The sequence below is a fragment of the Microbacterium mcarthurae genome, from assembly GCF_046064585.1.
GTDB lineage: Bacteria > Actinomycetota > Actinomycetes > Actinomycetales > Microbacteriaceae > Microbacterium > Microbacterium mcarthurae.
Window position 1 is genome coordinate 887,592 of record NZ_JAROCE010000001.1, and the last position, 16,191, is coordinate 903,782.

The 16,191-nt window shown below is 70.3% G+C and carries 13 protein-coding genes; 4 read left to right on the plus strand and 9 right to left on the minus strand.

The genetic code is table 11. The annotated features are described in order from the left end of the window. Positions 1-26: 26 nt before the first annotated feature. Positions 27-980, minus strand: coding sequence for a DsbA family protein (locus P5G46_RS04345; RefSeq protein ID WP_239275045.1), 954 nt, complete (start codon positions 978-980; stop codon positions 27-29). A 213-nt stretch (positions 981-1,193) separates the two neighbouring features. Here P5G46_RS04345 and P5G46_RS04350 point away from each other — a divergent pair, with 213 nt between their 5' ends. Both P5G46_RS04350 and P5G46_RS04355 read left to right on the plus strand, forming a co-directional pair. Then, positions 1,194-2,297 carry an ABC transporter ATP-binding protein gene (locus P5G46_RS04350; RefSeq protein ID WP_239275046.1) on the plus strand — a complete coding sequence of 368 codons (1,104 nt, stop codon included), beginning with the start codon at positions 1,194-1,196 and terminating at the stop codon, positions 2,295-2,297. Between the two features lie 71 nt (positions 2,298-2,368). Next, positions 2,369-3,691 (plus strand): DUF4032 domain-containing protein, encoded by a 1,323-nt coding sequence (locus P5G46_RS04355; protein ID WP_408905048.1) that lies wholly within the window; start codon positions 2,369-2,371, stop codon positions 3,689-3,691. 51 nt (positions 3,692-3,742) lie between these two features. Here P5G46_RS04355 and P5G46_RS04360 read toward each other — a convergent pair whose 3' ends face one another. The 3 genes from P5G46_RS04360 to P5G46_RS04370 all read right to left on the minus strand — a co-directional run bounded on the left by P5G46_RS04360 (position 3,743) and on the right by P5G46_RS04370 (position 8,028). Next, positions 3,743-4,384, minus strand: a complete 642-nt coding sequence (locus P5G46_RS04360; RefSeq protein ID WP_375095802.1) for an NAD(P)-dependent oxidoreductase — start codon at positions 4,382-4,384, stop codon at positions 3,743-3,745. Between the two features lie 102 nt (positions 4,385-4,486). Continuing rightward, positions 4,487-5,839 (minus strand): 2-oxo acid dehydrogenase subunit E2, encoded by a 1,353-nt coding sequence (locus P5G46_RS04365; RefSeq protein WP_408905049.1) that lies wholly within the window; start codon positions 5,837-5,839, stop codon positions 4,487-4,489. Continuing rightward, on the minus strand, positions 5,839-8,028 hold the full coding sequence (locus tag P5G46_RS04370; protein ID WP_408905050.1) for an alpha-ketoacid dehydrogenase subunit alpha/beta: 2,190 nt from the start codon (positions 8,026-8,028) through the stop codon (positions 5,839-5,841). The genes P5G46_RS04365 and P5G46_RS04370 overlap by 1 nt, the downstream gene beginning before the upstream one ends. 147 nt (positions 8,029-8,175) lie before the next feature. On the opposite strand from P5G46_RS04370, the gene P5G46_RS04375 reads away from it, so the two are divergent. Together P5G46_RS04375 and P5G46_RS04380 are read left to right on the plus strand one after the other, a co-directional pair. Further along, positions 8,176-8,700 carry a VOC family protein gene (locus tag P5G46_RS04375; RefSeq protein ID WP_375095805.1) on the plus strand — a complete coding sequence of 175 codons (525 nt, stop codon included), beginning with the start codon at positions 8,176-8,178 and terminating at the stop codon, positions 8,698-8,700. Continuing rightward, positions 8,697-9,380 carry a GntR family transcriptional regulator gene (locus P5G46_RS04380; protein ID WP_408905051.1) on the plus strand — a complete coding sequence of 228 codons (684 nt, stop codon included), beginning with the start codon at positions 8,697-8,699 and terminating at the stop codon, positions 9,378-9,380. The genes P5G46_RS04375 and P5G46_RS04380 overlap by 4 nt, the downstream gene beginning before the upstream one ends. Here the strand turns inward: P5G46_RS04380 and P5G46_RS04385 are convergent. Genes P5G46_RS04385 through P5G46_RS04405 form a run of 5 tightly spaced genes read right to left on the minus strand, consistent with a single transcriptional unit; the run spans position 9,373 to position 16,106 of the window. Next, positions 9,373-10,077, minus strand: a complete 705-nt coding sequence (locus P5G46_RS04385) for an SDR family NAD(P)-dependent oxidoreductase (RefSeq protein ID WP_408905052.1) — start codon at positions 10,075-10,077, stop codon at positions 9,373-9,375. The two genes, P5G46_RS04380 and P5G46_RS04385, sit on opposite strands and share 8 nt — an antisense overlap. Continuing rightward, entirely contained in the window at positions 10,074-10,979 is a 906-nt protein-coding gene (locus P5G46_RS04390; protein ID WP_375095808.1) for an NAD(P)-dependent oxidoreductase, read from the minus strand. The genes P5G46_RS04385 and P5G46_RS04390 overlap by 4 nt, the downstream gene beginning before the upstream one ends. Continuing rightward, a complete protein-coding gene (locus tag P5G46_RS04395) occupies positions 10,979-12,361 on the minus strand; it encodes a M24 family metallopeptidase (RefSeq protein WP_375095809.1) in 1,383 nt (460 codons plus the stop codon). Before P5G46_RS04395 ends, P5G46_RS04390 begins: the two co-directional genes overlap by 1 nt. A gap of 53 nt (positions 12,362-12,414) precedes the next feature. Next, entirely contained in the window at positions 12,415-14,928 is a 2,514-nt protein-coding gene (locus tag P5G46_RS04400; protein WP_408905053.1) for an ATP-binding cassette domain-containing protein, read from the minus strand. Then, a complete protein-coding gene (locus P5G46_RS04405) occupies positions 14,928-16,106 on the minus strand; it encodes a substrate-binding domain-containing protein (RefSeq protein WP_239275057.1) in 1,179 nt (392 codons plus the stop codon). The genes P5G46_RS04400 and P5G46_RS04405 overlap by 1 nt, the downstream gene beginning before the upstream one ends. Between the last annotated feature and the right edge of the window lie 85 nt (positions 16,107-16,191).

Here is a 16,191-nt window from a genome sequence, read left to right on the forward strand (position 1 = left end):
CGCGCGAGGGCGGTGCCCCACGCGTCTCACCCGGCGGGCGTGTCCGCCGGGACGGGCGTCGGGGTCGGGGTCGCCGTCGAGTAGTAGGCGTTGCTGTCGACCGTGAGGACGAACTGCGCGAACTCCTTCGGGTCGTCCATGCGGCCGACGTAGGGCGTGCCGTTCACGAGCACCGTGGGCGTCGCCGTCAGCGCTTGACCCTCAGTGTCGGGCAACCCCTTGATGGCTCGATCGGTGGCGGCCTTCGCCCAACCGGTGAACGTCTCGTCCTCGATGCACGCACGCACCGTGTCGGGGTCGCTCACACCGGCGCCCTGCGCCATGTCGGCGAGCTTCTCGTCGCTGTACCCCTCGGAGTCCACCGCCGGCTGGTTGACGAGGAGTTCGTGGTTGTACGCGAAGAAGCGGTCGGAGGCATGCGTGGCGACGCACGCGGCGGCACCGGCGGCACGCAGGCTGTACTTGGTGCCGTTGGACTTCGACGTCAGCATCGCCACCGGGTAGTACGTCAGGGAGGCGGCATCCTGCGACACCCACTTCGAGAGCTGCTCGGCGTTGGCGAGCTGGAACTCCCGAGCCTCGGTCGAGAGGTAGTCGACGTAGACGCGGATGTCGACGGGAGCGGCGGTCGTCGTCGGAGCCGGCGTCGGTGTCGCCGTCGCCTCGGCCGCGAGGGCGGAGGCGTTGCCGTCGACGGTCTGGTCGGCGAGCGGGTCGGCGATGCCGGTGGCGGCCGTCACGACGAAACCGTCGTCCGACGCGACATCCGGAAGCGCCTGCGACCGCCCGTCGCGCGACGACAGAGCGTACGTGACGCCGGCGGCGCCCACCGCCACGACCGCGACCGCGCCGACGGTCACGAGGGAGCGACGGAGAATGCGCGCCCGCGTCTGCCGCGCCTTGACCTGCTGCGCCTTCTCGCGCACCGCCTCGCGGCGGGCGTTCTCGGCGGGCAGATTCGGCGTCTGGTCGTTGGACATGGAACCTCTCGGGCGCGGACGGGAGCCGCTGACGATGATGGGAACGCACGGGAAGGCGAACGAACATCGATGGTAATGAGCCTGGCTGAGAAATGCCCAGACACGTGCGATACTGACCGTGCGCTCAATGTCGTGCGCGCTCGGGGTCGCCCCCGTTCATTCCATTCACTACGGATCGTCCGGCACGTACCTGCCGGTGAAGGAGAAGAAGAAATGGCGTCCGTCACCTTTGACAACGCAACCCGTCTGTACCCCGGTGGCACCCGCCCCGCGGTCGACAAGCTCAACCTCGAGGTGGGCGATGGCGAGTTCCTCGTCCTGGTCGGTCCCTCCGGTTGCGGAAAGTCCACCTCGCTGCGCATGCTCGCGGGCCTCGAAGAGGTCAACTCCGGCCGCATCCTGATCGGTGACCGCGACGTCACCGATGTGCCCCCCAAGGACCGCGACATCGCGATGGTCTTCCAGAACTACGCGCTGTACCCGCACATGACGGTCGCCGAGAACATGGGCTTCGCGCTCAAGATCGCCGGCGTCGGCAAGGAAGAGCGTGCCGCCCGCGTCCTCGAGGCCGCCAAGCTCCTCGACCTCGAGCAGTACCTGACCCGCAAGCCGAAGGCCCTCTCGGGTGGTCAGCGTCAGCGCGTCGCCATGGGCCGCGCGATCGTCCGCCAGCCGCAGGTCTTCCTCATGGACGAGCCGCTGTCGAACCTCGACGCCAAGCTCCGCGTCCAGACTCGCACCCAGATCGCGTCGCTGCAGCGCCGCCTCGGCGTCACCACGGTCTACGTCACGCACGACCAGACCGAGGCCCTCACGATGGGCGACCGCATCGCCGTTCTGAAGGACGGCCTGCTCCAGCAGGTCGGCACCCCGCGCGACCTGTACGAGAAGCCGAAGAACGTCTTCGTCGCCGGCTTCATCGGCTCGCCCGCGATGAACCTGTTCCCGGTCGACCTGGCCGAGGGCGGCGTCCGCTTCGGCGACCTCGTCGTCCCCGTCGAGGCCGACGTCATCGGCAAGGCGCACGGCTCCGAGGTCACCATCGGCGTCCGCCCCGAAGACATCCAGGTCGCTCCGGCCGACGGCCGCGGCCTCTCGGTCGTCGTCGACCTCGTCGAAGAACTCGGTGCCGACGGCTACCTTTACGGCCACACCGACATCAACGGCAAGCGCACCGACATCGTGGCCCGCGTCGACGGCCGCCGTCACCCCAACGCGGGCGAGACGGTCGTGCTGGCACCGGTCCCCGGTCACGTGCACGTGTTCGACCTCGAGTCGGGCGACCGTCTCACGGACAAGGCCATCGCTTCGGCCTGACCCGACGCATCGTCGCGGCGCGGGGAGTCTTTCGAGACTCCCCGCGCCGCACCCGTTTTCTCGGAGGAACCGTGGCCGAATCCCTCAGCATCACCGCCAGCACCGTCGACCCGGGGCTCCTGCAGCTGCCGTGGTCGACCGGTCTCGCTGACTGGCCGAGTTCGCACATCGTCGCCCTGCCGAAAGGCATCTCCCGCCACCTCGTGCGCTTCGCCAACCTGTCGGGCCGCGTCGTCGCCATCAAGGAGACGACCGAACAGATGGCGCGGCGCGAGTACGACATGCTGGGCAACCTCGACCGGCTCGCCGCACCGTGCGTCGACCGGGTCGCCGTGATCGCCGGTCGGACGGATGCCTCGGGCCGCCCCCTTCCCGCGGCGCTCGTCACCGCCCACCTGCGCTTCTCCCTCCCCTATCGCGCCCTCTTCACCCAGGTGCTGCGGCCGCATACGGCGACGCGCCTCGTCGACGCCCTGGCCGTGCTGCTCGTGCGCCTGCACAACGTCGGCTTCTACTGGGGTGACGTGTCGCTCTCCAACACGCTCTTCCGCCGCGACGCGGGTGAGTTCGCCGCCTACCTCGTGGATGCCGAGACCGGCGAGCTGCACGGCAACCGCCTCACGAACGGGCAACGCGCGCACGATCTCGACATCGCGCGCACCAACATCGCCGGCGAGATCATGGACCTCGAAGCCGGTGGCCGCCTCGAGGGCGGGGTGGATGCCGTCGCGATCGCCGACGGACTCGTGTCGTCGTACCACTCGCTCTGGGGCGCGTTGACGGACAAAGAGACGTTCGCCGTCGACGAATCGTGGCGCATCACCGAGCGCGTGCATCGCTTGAACGCGCTGGGCTTCGACATCGGCGAGATGTCCATCCAGACCACCGGCGACGGCACTCGCGTCTCGATCCAGCCGAAGGTGGTGGACGCCGGCCACCACCAGCGCCGCCTGCTGCGCCTCACCGGCCTGGACGTCGAAGAGAATCAGGCTCGACGACTGCTGAACGACCTCGACGAGTTCCGCGCGCGCGTGTCACGCCTGGGCGCCGACGAGGAGATGGTCGCGCACGAGTGGCTGACACGCGTGTTCGAGCCGATCGTCATGGCGATCCCGTTCGACCTGCGCGCCAAGCTCGAACCCGCCGAGGTGTTCCATCAGGTGCTCGAGCACCGGTGGTACATGTCGCAAGCACGCGGGCGATCCGTTCCGCTGGCGGAGGTCGTGACGTCCTACATCGACGACGTCCTCAGCCACCGCCGCGACGAGGCGACCGTGATGGGACCGCCGACCGACACGATGTCGCTCTCGACCATCTCAGACGGTTCGGCCCCGGAGACCGGAGAGGTCCCGACCACCGACACGGATGCCGTGGACTGGCGCGACCTGGTGTGACGAAGACGACGACGGCGCCGCCCCGGAGGGACGGCGCCGTCGTCGTTCGGGTCAGTACCCGACCGTGAAGTTGTCGCGAGAGTGGCGCGAGTTCTCGATCTCGTCGAGCACGGCGACGGCGAAATCGGCGCCCGAGATGAACGAGTCTCCGTTGTCGTCGACGACGAGCACGTGCCCGCCGTCGCGGTAGTTCCCGGTGCGCTCGCCGGGCGCCCATGCACCGAAGCCGCCGGCCGGGTGCACGTAGAACCAGTCGCGGTCGGACGCGTCCGCCCGCAGATCCTCCAGGATGCCGATCGCCTCGGACGCCTCGGGCTTGTAGTCGTCGGTGAAACCGTCCGTGTCGATCAGGCGCGGGCCGCCATCCGCGACGAGAGAGCCGCCGGCGCCACCGACGACCCCGAGCCGGACGCTCTCGGGGAGCACGGACGTCAACTGGGCGATGGCCGGGCGGAGCTTGCCCAGCATGTCGCCGCGAGGGGCGACGGCCGAGACGACCACATCGACGCCGTCGAGTTCGGCGACCAGGCCGGGCACGTCGAGCACGGTGCCCTCGACATAGGTGGCACCGTCGACACGCTCGGAGGGAACCGAGCGAGCGACCGAGACGACCGTGTGGCCGCGGCGGACGGCCTCGGCGACGATGTGGCTACCGGCGTAGCCGGTTCCTCCGATGACGGCGATACGGGGCACGGGTGTTCCTTTCCTCCGGTCCGCACCCTCGCGCGGACGTCTTTGTTCAGCGTGCCGGTTCTCGGCGCCACCGGGAAGCCGGAACCCCGGTGTCGCACGGATTCACAGCAGGATCTGAAGCGGATTCTCGATACGTGCCACGAACGCGGCCAACCACTGCGCGGCCAGCGCGCCGTCGAGCACGCGGTGGTCGGCCGACAGGGTCACCGTCATCACCGTCGCCGAAGCGAGCGAGCCGTCGGACTCGACCACCGGACGCCGGGTCGCCGCCCCGACGGCGAGGATGCCGGCGTGCGGGGGGTTGATGATCGCGGCGAAGGATGTCGTGCCGTACATGCCGAGGTTGGAGACCGCGAAGGAGCCGCCCTCGAGTTCGTTCTGCTTCAGCCGCCCCTCGCGCGCACGCTCGGCGAGGTCGCGCACCGCGGCAGAGAGCTCTCCGATCGACAGACGGTCGGCGCCGCGGACCACGGGTGTCAGCAGGCCGCCGGGGACGGACACCGCCACCGCGATGTCGGCCGAGGCGAATCGGCGGGTGGCATCCGGTGTCCAGATCGCGTTGGCCTCGGGCACATCGCGCATCGCTCCCGCGACGGCTTTCACCACGAGATCGTTGACCGAGATGCGCTGCTCGCGCCCCTCGTTGATCTGGGCGCGCAGAGCCAGCAACGCGTCGACGCGGCAGTCCGCCTGCAGGTAGAAGTGCGGGACGGTGGACTTCGACTCCGTCAGCCGCCGCGCGATCGCACGCCGCATGCCGGTGTGCGGCACGTCTTCGTACTGTGCTCCGGTGGGATCGGGAGACGTCCCGGCGGGTGCGGCCGGTGCGGGGGTGGACGCCTGCGGCCGGGGTTCCGGGTGCCGCTCCCGGAGCGCCTGCGTCCACGCTTCGAGGTCGCGGCGGACGATGCGGCCCCGCGGTCCCGATCCCGGGACGTCGGTGAGGTCGATCCCGCGCTCGTGGGCGAGACGCCGCACGAGCGGCGAGGCGAAGAGACGCTGATCGCGGGGCGCGGCGTCCGCGGCCGAGGCGGGTGCGGACGCGGCCGGTGTCTCCGCCGGGGCCTGTGGGGCAGCCTCCGGTGCACCCTCGGAGGGTGCCGCTGCGGACTCCGCACCTTCCTCCGGGACGGCGGCGATGTCGGCGTCGGTGGGGTCGGCCGTCGCGGGCGCGGGTGCGCCGCCGGCGGCGGCGAGCGCCGCGTCGACGGTCTCCCCCTCCTCGGCGAGCACGGCGATCGGTACCCCGACGGCCGCGGCGTCCCCGGCGGGGAGCAGGATGCCGGCGAGCACGCCGGCACGCTCGGCCTCGTACTCGACGACGGCCTTCTCGGTCTCGATTTCGACGATCGCCTGTCCCGCGCGCACGGGACTGCCGACCTCGACGAGCCAGCTCTGGATCGCCGCTTCGGCGGCGCCGGTGGCGATCTCGGGCATGCGGACGACGACAGCCATCAGTGGATCCCTCCCGCCGCGCGCACCCGTTCCAGCCCGGCGACGACCTCCTCGGTGCGCGCGATGGCCGCTCGCTCCAGGACCTTCGAGATGCTGGGACTCGCTTCTCCGCCGGTGACCCGCTCGACCGGCTGATCCAGCCAGTCGAAGAACCGGCGCTGAATCTCGTCCGCGAGCCAGCCGCCGTACGACGGTCCGCGCGAGCCCTGCTCGACGATGAGGACGGCGTTGGTCTTGCGGATGCTCTCCCCGACGGTGTCCCAGTCCAGCGACGCCCGGTCGAGCCATCGCAGGTCGATGACCTCGGCATCCGTCCCGGTCTGCTCGACCGCTTCGAGGGTGTGTCCCACCATCGAGAGGTAGGTGAGCACGGTCACGTCGTTCCCCGGACGTCGGATGGCGGCGCGGCCCGGCGGGATGACGTAGTCGAGCTCGGTGTCGGGCACGCGGTCCGCCGTGCCGTAGAGGTCGACGTGCTCGATCACGAGCACCGGGTCCTCGAGGGCGAGGGCGGCGTTCATCAGCCCGACGTAGTCGGCCGCCGTCGAGGCGGCGACGATGCGCCATCCCGCCTGGGTCGCGAAGATGCCGGCCGGGTCCATGAGGTGCTGCGAGCCGTAGCCCGAACCCATCGCGACCTTGGTACGCAGCACGAGCGGGACGGTGTTGTTGTCGCCGAACATGTGCCGGGCCTTGCCGACCTGGTTGAACACCTGATCGGCGGCCACCCACATGAAGTCGGGGTACATGAACTCCACGACGGGACGGAACCGACCGTCCATCGCGATGCCGCCCGCGGCGCCGAAGAAGCCGTTCTCGCTGATCGGCGTGCCGATGACGCGGTCGGGTCCGTACTTCTCGGCGAGCCCCTTGGTCGCTCCGTTCGTGCCGCCGCCGAGCCGGTGCACGTCTTCACCGAGGACGATGATGCGGGGATCCTCCCCCATCCGGCGGTCCATGGTCTGGGCGACGGCATCGACGAACTTCACGTCGCGCCAGGAACCCGTCCACTCGGCGGGCTCGGCCGCCGTGAGGGCGTCGAGCTCAGAGGCATCCCCCCGGATGCCGGTGTCCACGACCGCCGGATCGGGCCACAGCTGCGGACGGATACGGCGCCGGCCGGGGCGGTCGGGATCCGGCTCGACGACCGCCGACACCGACTGCGCGACGGCCGCCACCGCCTGCTCGCGCACCGCGGCGGCTTCGGCGTCGTCGAGGAGGCCGAGTCGGCGCATCTCCGACGCCATCCGCTCGAGCGGATCGCGCGCGCGCCACTGCCCCTCTTCGTCCTTGGTCCGGTAGCCGAAGGCACTCCCCGGGTAGGGGCCGTTCTGGTGGAAGAAGCGGTAGACCTCGGCCTCGACGATGGCGGGGCCCTCCCCCGCGCGCATGCGGTCGAGCGCTTCGCCCATCGCGAGGTGGACGGCAAGGGGATCCATGCCGTCCACCCGCCACGCGGGGATCGAGAAGCCCTGCCCGCGCACCGAGAAGCGGGTGTCGGCGCTCGCCTCGTCGGCACGGGTCGATACCGCGTAGAGGTTGTTCTCGATGAAGAACGCGACAGGAAGCTTCCACGTCGACGCGAGGTTCATGGACTCGAGAACCGACCCGATCTGGCTCGATCCGTCTCCGAAGTAGTTGATCGACACGTCCGACGTTCCGGCGTGCTTCTGGGCCCACGCGTGCCCCGTGGCCAACGGCGCGCCGCCGCCGACGATCGCGTTCGTGCCGAGCGCGCCCGCTTCGAGCCACTGCAGGTGCATAGAGCCCCCGCGTCCGCCGGAGAAGCCCGAGGCGAGGCCGAGGATCTCGGCGAGGGTGCGGTCCAGGAGCGTCTGCACGTCCGGGGTGACGAGCGAGGCGGGATCCAGCACTCCCCCGGAGACGTACGTCAACGTCTTGGCCAGGAACTGGTGATGTCCGCGGTGGGAGCCGTTGACCGCGTCGGCGGGACGCAGGTCGACGATGGAGCCGACCGCGCCGCCCTCCTGGCCGATGCTGGAATGCGCGGGGCCGTGGACGAGGCCCGCGCCGGCCAGGTCGAGCACGGCCTCCTCGAACGCCCGGATCAGGTGCAGCTGGCCCAGCATCGTGCCCAGGAGCGCGGGGTCCGCGGCTTTCCAGTCCGCCGTGGTCGTCTCCAGTTGCGCCCATTCGACACCGGTGTTCAACCGTTTCCGCTTCGCCATGTCGCTCCTCACGCGTCGTTGCGTCGATCTATACAGACGTTCACCCACACTGTACGATCACATTGTTGCCAAAACAAGGTGTTCTCCGCCGCGGTACGCTTCACAGGCGGTTTCAGCGCCGTGAATGGATCCAATGGAGGATGTGCGATGGGACTTCCGGGGCTGCGTGGCAGCGACCACATCGGTTTCACGGTTCCTGACCTCGACGAGGCGGAGGCGTTCCTGGTGGGGGTCCTCGGCGCCGAGCCGGTGTATACGCTTCCCGGCCGCAGCGGAGAAGGCGACTGGATGACGCGGCAGCTCGGCGTCCACCCGCGCACGCGCATCCGCGAGATCCGCTTCTACCGCCTCGGCATGGGCACCAACCTGGAGGTCTTCGCGTACGACGCCGCCGACGGACAGGCTCCTCCCCCGCGCAACAGCGACATCGGTGGGCACCACCTCGCGCTGTACGTCGACGACCTGGATGCCGCGGTCGCCCACCTCCGCGCGCACGGCGTCGAGGTGATGGGGGATCCGGTGATCAGCGGCGCGGCCTCGACGGGACAGCGATGGATCTACTTCCGCGCACCGTGGGGGATGCAGTTCGAGCTCGTCAGCTTCCCCGAGGGCAAGGCGTACGAACGCACCGCGTCCACGCTTCTCTGGCACCCCGCGAGGCCCGCCGAGTGACCGGGCTGCTCCGCGTCCCCCGGGATCACGGCAGCGCCGGGGCGGGAATCGCCGACACTCTTCGCGACGAGATCCTGCGCGGCATCCATCCGCCCGGCGCCCGTATCCGGCAAGAAGACCTCGCCACCCGACACACCACGAGCCGGATCCCGGTGCGCGAAGCGCTGCGCATCCTCGAGGCGGAGGGACTGGTCACCCGCGTCGCCAACGCCGGCGCCTGGGTGTCGCGCTTGACGCTGGACGAGTGTCAAGAGCTGTACCTGGTACGCGAGCGCGTCGAACCGGTGCTCCTGGCGATCAGCGCACCGCTGCTGTCGACGGCCGACCTCGACGACCTGGACGACCTGGCCGAGCGGATGGAGGACGCGGATGCCGAGGACTTCCTGCGCCACGACCGGGCCTTCCACTTCCTCACCTACGCTCCCGCCCGCACGGTGATGCTCGGCGAGACGGTGGTGGGCCTGTGGAACCGGACGCACCACTACCGCCGCGCCTTCGTCACCGCGGCCCACGCCCGGCACGACGGCGCGGCGCATCACGATCACCGACTGCTGGTCGCGGCACTGCGTCGCGGTGACGCCGACGAAGCGGCCCACGTGCTCGAGCGGCACATCCGACGCACGCGCATCGAACTCGAGCGGCATCCGGAGATCTTCGCGAACGAGCCGCCGGTCAGGTGATGCGCCAACCCCGGTCGACGTACAGGTTGGTCGCCGAGACGCCCTCGTTGTGCAACAGGAAGCGGGTGGCATCCACCACGTCCCGCATGGTCGCGAGTTCCCCACCCGGCGTCCGCGACGAGTAGCCGTCCAAGACTCCCGCGGGCTTCCCCGCCCAGAACGGGCTGTCGCCGATGATGCCGGGATGCAGAGCGTTCACGCGCAGGGGCGCGAGCTCCAGCGCCAGGGCCGTCGTGAGCCCCTCGACACCCCCGTTGATCGTCGACACCGTGATCGATCCGGGGTACGGGGCGTCTTTCGCCCTGCCGCCGAAGAGGACGATCCCGGTCGACCGCGACGGCACGAGCCGGTCCAACAGCGTGTGCACGGTCTCGGTATACCCGACGAGCTTGAGGGTCACCAGGCGCCGGGCGCGGGCGATGTCATAGTCGCGCACGGTGTTCGCGTCGCGCTCGATCGCGGCGAGGACGAGGCCGTCCAGTTCGCCCACGTCGGCGAGCGCCGGAGCGATGTCCTCAGGCTCCGAGATGTCGACCGCGATGCCGCGGACGTTGGGCCCGATCTCGCGCGCGATCGCCTCCGCGGCCACGGCGTCGCGACCGGTGAGCGTCACCTCGTGCCCGTCGGCGGCGAGCGACGCGACGATCTCCCGCCCGATGCCGGACGTACCCCCGACCACCAAATACCTGCGGCTCATGCCGCACCTTCCTCTCGTTCATCGTCGGATGCCGGCAGCAGTCCGCGCCGAGTGACTTCCGCCGCGGCGCCCCAGTCGAGGCGCGCGAGGTCGGGTTCGGCCAAGGCGCGCTCGAACACGGCGGTCAATGCGGCGAGCGTGGGCAGGTGCGTCCCGGTCTCACCCGCGATCTCTGCGCTCAGCCGGAGGTCTTTGTACCCCAGTGCCACATCGAACCCCGGCGGGTCGTACGCCTGCCGGGCGATCATCCCGCCATAGCCGCTGTACACCACCCCACCGAACAGCGTCGAGGTGAGGATCTCGACGAACAGGCCGGGGTCGACGCCGCGCGCTTCGACGAGGGCGACGGACTCACCGATCGCCTGGATGGCGTGGATGATGTCGTAGTTCACCGCGATCTTCACGGCGTTCGCGGTCGACGGCTCGGCGCCGAGCGGCCACAGGCGCGCGGCGAAGAGCTGCAGGAACGGCTCGACCTCGGCAACGTCGCCGGGCGCCCCCGCGACGAGGACGTTGAGCTTGCCCTCCGCCGCAACGGTCGGCCGCCCGAGCACGGGCGCGGCGACGTACCGGGCGTCGACGGCCGCGAACCGCCGCTGCAGCTCCCCCGCCTCCGCGGGGCTGATCGACGCCATGTTCACGTGGACGCCGCCGGTCGTGGATGCCACGGACTCGGCATCCAGGACGGCGAGCGCCGCGGGGCCGTCGGCGAGCATCGAGAACGACACCGGGTGCGCGAGCGCCTCGCGCGGCGTCGCGCAGGCCACGGCCCCGACCGCGACGAGGTCGTCGACCGGCCCGCGCGAGCGATTCCACACGTGCACGTCGTGCCCCGCCCCGAGCAGGCGGCGAGCCAGGGCCGCTCCCATCGAGCCGAGACCGAGGAAACCGACCGACGCCATCACGCCTCCCCGCGGCCCCAGGTCGTGTTCAAGTGCGACTGCGAGTCGCGCTGGTTGTTCAGCGGCCCGCCCACGGCGATGTAGCGGGGACCGGCGATCAGCAGTTCCTCGGCGGGGAACTTCGTGATCACCTCGCAGCCGGTGGCCGTGACGACGACCTCCTCCTCGATGCGGGCCGCACCCCACCCGTCGGCCGAGGGCCAGTACGTCTCGAGGGCGAAGACCATGCCCTCCTTCAGTTCCTCCGGGTGGTCGAACGACACCAGGCGCGAGAAGATCGGCTTTTCCCAGATCGACAGGCCCACGCCGTGACCGTACTGCAGGGCGAACGCCGCCTCTTCGTCGGCGAATCCGAACTCCTGCGCGGTCGGCCACACCGAGACGATGTCGGCGGTCGTAGCTCCCGGACGCACGAGGGCGATCGCCCGGTCCATGTACTCGCGGGCCCGCGTGTAGGCGTCCTTCTGCTTGGTGCTGGCCGAGCCGACCGCGAACGTCCGGTAGTAGCAGGTGCGGTAGCCGTTCCAGCTGTGCAGGATGTCGAAGAACGCGGGGTCGCCCGGCCGGATGAGCCGGTCCGAGAACACGTGGGGGTGGGGCGAGCACCGCTCGCCCGAGATCGCGTTGACGCCCTCGACGTACTCGGAGCCGAGGTCGTAGAGGGTCTTGGCCACGAGCCCCACGGCCTCGTTCTCGCGGACACCGGGGCGCAGGAACCGGTACAGGTCTTCGTACGCGGCATCCACCATCGACGCCGCCTGCGTCAGCAGACGGATCTCGTCATTCGTCTTGATGCGTCGCGCCTCCATGAAGACCTGTTGCCCGTCGACCACCTGGATGCCGACCTTCTGCAGCGCGAACAGGATCGGCAGCTCGATGACGTCGACGCCGAGCGGCTGGTCGGCGACCCCGAACTTCTCCAGCTCGCGCTTGATCTTGCGGGCGACCTCCTCCGCGATGCCGGCGTCGGGCGGGAAGGCGCCCCGGAGGGTCGAGATACCGGCGCGGGCGCCGGACTCGAGCCGGGGCCGCTTGGTTCCCTCGTGCGGCGCGTGCGGGTCGGCATCCATCTCGGACGAGGTGACGTCCAGCCAGGGGTTGTACAGCGCGTGGTGCTTGGCCGCCGACCCGAAGTCCCACGAGATGGGGTCGGTGTTGCGCGTCAGCAGCGAGAAGCGGATCAGTTTGTCCATCGCCCACGTGCCGATGTGGGTCGCGGTCATGTAGCGGATGTTGGAGAAGTCGAACGCGAGGACCGCACCGAGGTCCGAGCGTTCGAGTTCGGCCTTCACGCGAGCGAGGCGCTCATCGCGGAGCCGGTCGAAGTCGACCCGGGCCTCCCAGTCGACGCCGTTGGTGCCCGTGGTTCCGGTGTTCTTCATAATGGCCTTTCCGAGGTTCGAGGGGTTCCGGGAGGGGTGCGTGGGCCGGCGGTTCAGCCGGTCCGCACCCTCGACGAGCGACCACGGCGCACGAGCACCATGACGAGGGGGACGACGGCGGCGAAGAGCACGAAGGCGCCCTGGATCCAGTACTGCCACGACAGGCCGAGCGACAGGAACGCGAGGGCGCTCGTCACCGTCTGCAGCAGCACGCCGGCGGCGGCGACGGCGAGCGCCGAGCCCGACCCGCCGAAGATGCTCGCGCCGGCGATGACGACCGCCGTCACCGACGTGAGGGTCAGGGCCTGCGCCGCGTTGGCGTCACCGATGCCCGAGCGCGAGTACACCGCCAGTCCGGCGAGCGCGGCGAGCCCACCGGCGGTGACCGAGGCGAGCAGACGCGTGCGCGGCACACGGACGCCCATGCGGTTGGCCTTGACGGGGTCGGAGCCGGCCGCGCGCAGTGCGCGTCCCCCACGGGTGCGCTGGATGACGAACCACATCGCGACGGCGATCACGATCGCCAGCGCCAGGATCACCGGCACTCCCGCGACGGCGAGCCCGAGGGTCGTGAGCACGTCGGCGCGGGCGGCGCCGCCCGGGCTGGGGCGGAGCACCTGCGCGACCCCGAGGACAGCGATGGAGCTGACCAACGTGGCGATGACCGGGGGCAGCGACAGCCGTGTCACCAGTAGGCCGTTGATCAATCCGACGACGGCCCCGGCCGCGAGCGCCAGCACCAGGCCGACGAGGAACAGACCGATGCCCTGCTGCGCGAAGAACGACAGCACCACGGCCGAGAGTGCGGTCACCGACCCGATGCTCAGATCGATGCCTCCGGTCATGACGACCACGAGCTGCGCGAGACCGACGAGGATGAGCACGCTTGCCGCGGCGAGCAGCTGACTGATGCTGAGGGGGCTCAGGAACGCCGAGGACACGAACGACGTGATGACCGACAGCGTCACCGCCAACCCCAGCAGCACGACCGCCTGCGTCTCGCCGGCGAGGATGCTGCGCGAGCGGGAGCGGCGCGCCTTGACGGCGATCTCCACGGACGCCGTCTCCGACGACAGCACCGCCGCGCCGGTGATGGCCCGCTCGTCGACGTCGTCGCCGATGAGAGTGGTCTGGACGCGGCCGCGCGAGAAGACCACGACCCGGTCGCACAGGCCCTCCAGCTCCACGGCGTCGGTGGAGAGGACGACGACGGCGACGCCGGAGGCGGCCATCTCGCGCAGGAACGCGTAGATGTCCACGCGGGCACCGGCGTCGACGCCCTGGGTCGGGTCTTCGACCAGGAGGACCTTCGGGTCGCCGAGGCGCCCGCGGGCCAGGAGCACCTTCTGCTGATTGCCGCCGGACAGGGCCGAGACGGGCACTTCGAAGTGGGGCGTCTTCACCGCGAGGCCGTCGACACCCTCGCGGGTCAGCTCGTACTCGCGGCGTCGTCGGACGAAGCCCCCCGGCATCGCGGCCTTCAGGGCACCGGCGACGGCGTTCTCGCGGATCGACATCTTGCCGAACATGGCTTCGCCGATGCGATCGCCCGGCAGGAACACCACTCCCGCGGCAGCCGCGGCCCGGCGCGACCGTGTCGGGATCTCGTGGCCGTTCACGAGGATCCGGCCGCCCGTCGCTCCGTCGCCGGCGATGCCGCGCAGGACGCGGCGCTGTCCGTTCCCCTCGACGCCGGCCAGACCGATGATCTGCCCGGGGTACACCGAGAACGACACGTTGTCATAGCCGGGACCGCTGAGTTCCAGCACTTCGAGTGCGGGCGCATCGGATGCCGAGGGCGCAGCGGGTTTGTCGGGGAACGTCGTCTCCAGCGAGCGGCCGACGATGAGCTCCACCACCTCGTCGGCAGTGAAGTCGGCCACCAGGCCCCGCCCGACGACGCGACCGTCGCGCAGCACCGTGAGGTCGTTGCCGATCTCCATCACCTCGGGGATGCGGTGCGTGATGTAGACGATCGCCACGCCTTCCGCGAGCAGACTGCGCACCTGGGCGAACAGCCACGCGGTCTCCTCGGGCCCCAGCGCCTCGGTCGGTTCGTCGAGGACGAGCACACGAGGATCGGATGCCAGCGCGGCCGCGATCTCGACCAGGTGGGCCTCGCGCAGCGAGAGCGACGACACCTGCGCGTGGGGATCGATCTTCAGCGACAGCTTCTCGAAGTGAGCCGCCACCCACGCGGCCGCCGTTCGGCGCGAGGGGCGCTTGCTCGCGGGAAGCAGGAGGAGCACGGCATCCACCACGCTGAGCGAGGGCGCGAGGGCCGGGACCTGGTACACGATCGCCAGGCCGGCCTCGCGCGCTTCGGCGGGACGGATGCGGTCGAACTCCCGCCCGGCGAGGCCGATGGTGCCCGAATCCGGCACCACCGACCCCGCCGCGATCCCCACGAGGGTGGACTTTCCGGCGCCGTTCTCGCCCAGCACGGCGTGCACGCGACCGGCGGCGATGTCGACCGAGACCGCGTCCAGCGCGGTGACACCGGGGTAGGTCTTGGTGATGCCCGAGAGAGTGAGTGCGGATGCCACGGTCGTGGGGGTCTCGTTCATCAGCCGAAGAGCTTCGTGATCTCGTCGGCCGTCAGCAGCGTCGACGGCGTGGCGTCCGACGGGGCGGAGGACAGGCAGGCCTCTTCCGGGGTGATGGCCCCGGACGCGGATCCCGTGGAGTCCTCGAAGAGCGCGAGCTCGTACAGCGAGGGCTCGACGTTCTGCGCGCCGAACTTCGCGGCGAGCGCCTTGCGCAGCGCCACGCGGCCGATCCACGTGCGCGACGAGACGGTGGCCAGCTCGTAGTCCGGGTTCGCGGCCTTGAGGTCGGCGAAGCCGCAGCTGAGGGAGTTGTCGTCGGTCGAGGTGAGGATCGGCAGGGGCTGTCCGGCCGCCTCGTAGGCGCGGATGACGCCGGAGGCGGAAGCGCCGTAGTCCGCGATGATCGCGTCGATGGGCGTGCCCTGAGAGAGGACACCCGCCATCGCCTGCTGCGCCTGAGCGGGATCCCAATTGGTCCAGATCGGCTCTTCGTTCACGAGGGTGATCTGCGGGTTGGCGTCGAAGACCTCCTTTGCGCCGGCGAACTCCTGCGTGGACACGAGCGCCCCCGAAGGACCACCGAAGAAGACGACGTTGCCACCGGCGTCGCCGAGCTGGTCGACGATCCACTGCGCCTTGGACTTGCCCACGAACTGAGGAACCTGGTCGGTGTAGTCCAGGTAATCCGTGCCGGCGGTTCCCTGCGGGTCGGAGGCGAAGTTCACCACGATCGAGCCGGCCTGGGTGGCCTGCCGGATCGCGGGGAGGTGCGCCTCACCGGGTCCCGCGTCGGGGATGACGAGGATGATGTCGGTGCCCTTGGCCGCGAGGCTCGTGATGCCCGAGGTGGTCGCCTCGAGGTCGCCGCGTCCGGCGATGAACTCCACGCCCGAGATCGCGTCGCACTTGGCCGCTTCGCTCTCGATTTCGGCGAGCACGGTCTGCGACCACGTGTTGGTGCCGTAGCCGTCGACGACGCCGACCGACACCGGCTCACCGTCGGCGGGGCAGATGTCGGCGATGTCCGCGAACTGATCGACGGTGCCGACGGTTCCGGCGGCGATGTCGGCGGTGAGGTTGTTGGCGCCCTCGGCGCTGCCTCCGGCGCTGTTGGTCGAGGAACAGCCGGCGAGGACGAGCGCGCCGAGCGCGATGACGGCGACTCCTGTTCGCCGTGCGGGTGCTGTGGTGATCATGGGGTACTCCTCTTCGAGTGGGTGATCGGGTATGCAGGGACGTGGGTGGGCGTGACGGGTCGCCCGTCGACCCGTGGGCCGCGGT

Bases quoted from the DNA above. Each gene is read 5' to 3' on its own strand.
- P5G46_RS04405 (WP_239275057.1), bottom strand. From the start codon at position 16,106: ATGATCACCACAGCACCCGCACGGCGAACAGGAGTCGCCGTCATCGCG.
- P5G46_RS04390 (WP_375095808.1), bottom strand. From the start codon at position 10,979: ATGGCGTCGGTCGGTTTCCTCGGTCTCGGCTCGATGGGAGCGGCCCTG.
- P5G46_RS04350 (WP_239275046.1), top strand. From the start codon at position 1,194: ATGGCGTCCGTCACCTTTGACAACGCAACCCGTCTGTACCCCGGTGGC.
- P5G46_RS04375 (WP_375095805.1), top strand. From the start codon at position 8,176: ATGGGACTTCCGGGGCTGCGTGGCAGCGACCACATCGGTTTCACGGTT.
- P5G46_RS04345 (WP_239275045.1), bottom strand. From the start codon at position 980: ATGTCCAACGACCAGACGCCGAATCTGCCCGCCGAGAACGCCCGCCGC.
- P5G46_RS04385 (WP_408905052.1), bottom strand. From the start codon at position 10,077: ATGAGCCGCAGGTATTTGGTGGTCGGGGGTACGTCCGGCATCGGGCGG.
- P5G46_RS04365 (WP_408905049.1), bottom strand. From the start codon at position 5,839: ATGGCTGTCGTCGTCCGCATGCCCGAGATCGCCACCGGCGCCGCCGAA.
- P5G46_RS04370 (WP_408905050.1), bottom strand. From the start codon at position 8,028: ATGGCGAAGCGGAAACGGTTGAACACCGGTGTCGAATGGGCGCAACTG.
- P5G46_RS04400 (WP_408905053.1), bottom strand. From the start codon at position 14,928: ATGAACGAGACCCCCACGACCGTGGCATCCGCACTCACTCTCTCGGGC.
- P5G46_RS04395 (WP_375095809.1), bottom strand. From the start codon at position 12,361: ATGAAGAACACCGGAACCACGGGCACCAACGGCGTCGACTGGGAGGCC.